This is a genomic window from Neptunomonas sp. (genome assembly GCF_041601355.1).
GTDB lineage: Bacteria > Pseudomonadota > Gammaproteobacteria > Pseudomonadales > Balneatricaceae > Neptunomonas.
Genome location: NZ_JBFIIH010000198.1, coordinates 1 through 4,748, shown reverse-complemented (window position 1 = coordinate 4,748; position 4,748 = coordinate 1). Strand labels below are relative to the sequence as shown.

The 4,748-nt window shown below is 42.5% G+C and carries 4 protein-coding genes; all 4 read left to right on the top strand.

The features are described 5' to 3' along the window. A partial coding sequence (locus ABY436_RS18990; RefSeq protein ID WP_372740498.1) for a hydrolase 1, exosortase A system-associated occupies positions 1–1,112 on the top strand: 1,112 nt, incomplete at its 5' end. A gap of 25 nt (positions 1,113–1,137) precedes the next feature. After that, complete coding sequence (locus tag ABY436_RS18985; protein WP_372740497.1) at positions 1,138–2,376, top strand: glycosyltransferase family 4 protein; 1,239 nt, start codon at positions 1,138–1,140, stop codon at positions 2,374–2,376. An 85-nt stretch (positions 2,377–2,461) separates the two neighbouring features. Further along, a complete protein-coding gene (locus ABY436_RS18980; RefSeq protein ID WP_372740496.1) occupies positions 2,462–4,015 on the top strand; it encodes an MBOAT family protein in 1,554 nt (517 codons plus the stop codon). An 8-nt stretch (positions 4,016–4,023) separates the two neighbouring features. Next, positions 4,024–4,748 (top strand): hypothetical protein (locus ABY436_RS18975; protein WP_372740495.1); only part of this gene is annotated, 725 nt, incomplete at its 3' end.

Here is a 4,748-nt window from a genome sequence, read left to right as displayed (position 1 = left end):
CTTTACTGCCGGTTTCACGTAAATTGATTGAAGAGTTGCACGCTCAAGGCCTGGATATTCGCGCTTTCGCAATAGAAGGCGAGCCTTTTTGGACAACTCAGGAACTGGCTATTGCCCCTTTATTGATCGAGCGGACCACTGCTGCTTTTTCAGAGGTAAATACTCCCTTATCCAGATCTATGGTTTCATTGGCATCTAACAATGACTCTTCAGAACAGCCTTTTCTTTTTGATTGTCAGGGTGATGAGCTTTCCGGGATGTTGCATTGTGGCGATTCTGGAGCGAAAAAAGGTGTGTTAATTGTCGTCGGTGGTCCGCAGTACCGTGTAGGTAGCCATCGTCAGTTTGTTCATCTGTCTCGTGCGTTAGCTGAGCAAGGTATTCCTGTGATGCGTTTCGATTACCGCGGTATGGGGGATTCTTCCGGAGAATTACAGGGTTTTGAGCATATTCAGTCGGATATTCGATGCGCGATTGATGCATTTATCAACAAGCAGCCTGCAATGCAGCATGTTGTTATCTGGGGGCTGTGTGATGCAGCTACGGCCGCTTGTTTTTATGCAGCACATGATAAACGGGTCGCTGGCTTAGTGTTATTAAATCCCTGGGTACGCAGTGAAGAGGGCGAAGCAAAGGCATTTTTAAAGCACTATTACCTGCAGCGTCTCATATCTAAACAGTTTTGGCAGAAAGTGGTTACAGGTAAGTTTAACCTTGGTGACTCTATCGCTTCATTGGTTGATAAGGTTAAACAGGTTGCAGGTAAAGCAGGATCGCCATCAGCAATTCAGCCAGTTAGCCAGTCAGATAGTCAAACCTCAATAATAGCTAATACGTCTGCTGGTAATTCGTTTACCACAGCTAATCTGGCTGAAAAACTACAAGCATCTCTGAGAGCTTATCACGGTCCTGTGCTGCTGATTATCAGTGGAAAAGACCTGACGGCCGCAGAATTTGATGATGCGGTAAATGCATCCAGGCCATTTCATAAGTTATTAAGTCAGAAACGATTTTCACGAGTCGATTTGAAAAGTGCTGATCATACATTTTCACGGCGTGAATGGCGCGATGAGGTAACGGTATGGACAGCAAGCTGGATACAAAAACTCTGAGAGGTGTATTTTGAAAGGCGTATTAATGATCGCGTATCATTACCCACCGGTCCAGGTTAGTAGCGGCTTGCAGCGCACCTTGTCTTTTTCACGATATCTTCCAGAGTCAGGTTGGCAACCACTGATTTTAACCGCTTCTGAAAATGCCTACCCAGCAACGTGTTCTGATCAACTTCAGGATATTCCTGCAAACCTTAAGGTAAAACGGGCGTTTAGCCTGGATACCGCTCGACATCTGTCGTTTAAAGGGCGCTATTTTAACTGGTTGGCTTTGCCTGACCGTTGGATAAGTTGGTTGCCGTTTGCGGTCATTAAGGGATGGCGAATGATACGTCACGAAAAGCCTTCCGTTATTTGGTCAACCTACCCGATAGCGACGGCTCATTTGATTGGCTGGGCTCTACACCGGTTAACCGGCCTGCCCTGGATTGCTGATTTTCGTGATTCGATGGTGGATGAAGTGTTTCCTTCCGCAGGTATTCGTCGTCGAGTCTACCAATGGATAGAAAAGAAAGCCGCTGAAAACTGCGACCTGGCTGTCTTTACAACACCAGGTGCCGTTGAGCTTTACAAGCAACGTTATCCTGATCTTTCAGATGATAAATGGTGTCTTATTCCTAATGGATATAATGAACAAATCTTCAAGGAAGTAGAACAGCAGCAAAGTGCTAAGCCTGATTTAGTTGGCACTCCTTTAACTCTGATTCATAGTGGTGTCTTGTATCCGTCTGAACGTGATCCTGTACCCTTTTTTCAGGCTATTGCAGAGTTGAAAGCGGAAAGCGAGTTGTCAGCCCAACGAGTATGTATTGTGCTTAGAGCGACCGGCCACGATGAACTGTACAGCCCACTGTTGATAGATGCGCAAATTGACGATGTTGTGAAACTGGCCCCTGAAGTGCCGTACCGGGAGGCATTGTCTGAAATGTTGCAAGCAGGTGGTTTGTTGATTTTCCAGGCTTCTAATTGTAATCATCAGATTCCAGCTAAACTGTACGAGTATTTTCGTGCCAGGCGTCCTATTCTTGCGCTGACAGATAAGCAAGGCGATACTGCAAAAGCTCTGTCAGACGCTGGCATAAAGACAGTGGTGGCCTTAGACGATAAGGATGCGATTAAAACTGCACTTCTGCGTTTTATATATGCTTTAGAAGAGAACGGTGGGACGGTTTGTTCAGATGAGATAATGAATCAATACTCCAGAAAATCAGCCTCGAAAAAACTAGGAGTGTTGCTCGACCGAGTATGTTGTGACCGCAAATAAAACGTGTAATTTTTCTTTTTTTTGATATTGAATCATAATTTTAGTCTTATATCACGAAAGGAATTGATGATGAGAGATCTTGCTTATGCTCTTTAACTCTGCTGAGTTTGTTTTTGCCTTTCTTCCTATCGCCTTGTTTGTTTTTTTCCGGATAGCAGGGCGCTTTGGAAATGAAGTCGCTATATTATGGCTAGTCATAGCCTCTTTGTTTTTTTATGGCTGGTGGGATCCCAGTTATCTGCTGATTATTTTGATGTCTATGCTCTGCAACTATTTCCTTGGCAAGCATATTTACCAGCAGCAAAGTAAATTGTTACTGATAATCGGTATCTTAGGTAATCTTGCTGTGTTGGGTTACTTTAAATATGCCAATTTTTTAGTAGTAAATGTTGCTTTGTTGAGTGGCAGCGATTGGTCAATAGAGAAAATTGTATTACCGCTGGCTATTTCGTTTTTTACTTTCCAACAAATTGCTTATCTTGTTGATTCTTATAAAAAAATAACCGAAGAATACCGTTTTGTTCATTATGCATTATTCGTGACTTTTTTCCCGCAGCTTATTGCAGGGCCTATTGTCCACCATAAAGAGATGCTACCTCAGTTTCAAAGCTCTAGCGCTTTTCGCATTAGTAGCCATCACCTGGCGATAGGGATTGGTATCTTTGCTATTGGACTTTTCAAAAAAACGGTTATTGCAGACGGCATAGCCGTTTATGCTAATCCTGTTTTCAATGGGGCAGATGCGGGTAGTAGTCCAGACTTTTTAGTTGCCTGGTCTGCTGCATTGGCTTATACCTTTCAGATATATTTTGATTTTTCCGGATATTCAGACATGGCCCTCGGTTTAGCGCGTATGTTTGGTATTGTTTTACCGCTTAATTTTTATTCTCCTTATAAAGCTTGTTCAATTTCTGAGTTCTGGCGTCGCTGGCATATGACCCTTTCTCGTTTTCTCCGGGATTATATTTATATTCCTCTCGGGGGTAATCAAAAAGGCTCACGCAATCGATATCTTTTTTTAATGATCACTATGTTGCTGGGAGGTCTATGGCACGGTGCAGGCTGGAACTTTGTTATTTGGGGAGCATTACACGGTAGTTACTTAGCGATTAACCATATTTGGCGCCAATACAGTTTGCAATTCACTTATTTAAAACTTAATAAGATGGTTTCCTGGTTGCTTACTATGCTGGTGGTTGTTATTGCTTGGGTGTTCTTTCGGGCAAATACTTTTGATGGTGCCGTTAATATTTTACAAGGTATGGCAGGTATCAATGGCGTGTCCTTACCTATTGCTATCTTGGCTCGGCTAGGCGAAGTGGGGGAAATCTTGCAATCCTGGGGTGTTGTTGGTTACCACGGTGGCGCCACTCAATTGGTAAAAGCCTGGATCGGGTGTTTGTTACTCATTCCTGTTGTTATTTTTCTTCCTAATGTTCAGGATCTGTTTAGCAACCATAATCCATCCCTTTCAAATATTGATGCGAAAACGGGTGTGGCTTTTTGGCCGGGGCCCGGGGTTTTTCGTAAGCTTACCTGGCAACCTACTTTAAGATGGGCCAGCTATTTATCAATTTTATTAGTTATCGGTGTCATGACCTTAGGTCAGATCAGCGATTTCTTATATTTCCAGTTCTGAGAGGTTGCATGGTTACTTATTTAAAGCAATTTTTTGTTGCAGTGACTGTGTTATTGACATCAGTCGCTGCTATTAATTGGGGGGTAGATCCTTTCGCAATCTGGCATAACAAGTGCGTAGAAAATTTAAACTGCCATAAAACAGAGGCCGGAGATAAGATATATCTTACCAAGGCATATCAATGGCGCCATATTGAACCAGACGTTATTATTTTAGGTAATTCTCGTCCTGAGTTGGGTTTAAATCCTGAAAGTCCGTATTTTAACGGGCAGAATGTTTATAACCTCGCGATAAGAGGAGCAGGCGTTACAACCCAAGTAGAATACCTGCTTAATTTATTGGAACAGAAAAAACCTACGCGAGTGATCATGAGTGTGGATTTTCTTGATTTGATTCAATCAGCTAATGGTGTAGCGCAATGGCCGCCAAATGTTGCGCGCAGCTCTAACCTTCCAATGACATTAATGGGTGAGAAAAACACTTATTATTATTTAAATAACGCAAAATCTCATTTGAGCTCCTTATTTTCCCTAAATTCACTATTAGCCAGTTTGAAAACTATTCTTTATCAACAGAGCAAGACTAATCACACAAGGCTTGATGGATTCAATCAAGCGGATGGATTTATACCCATAGTTAATAATGAAGGTATTTTGGCTCTCTTTGAGGAGAAAGAACAAAGTTTACGTAAGTGGCTTACAGGGCAAGATTTCGTGCTTTATGATTCAACAGG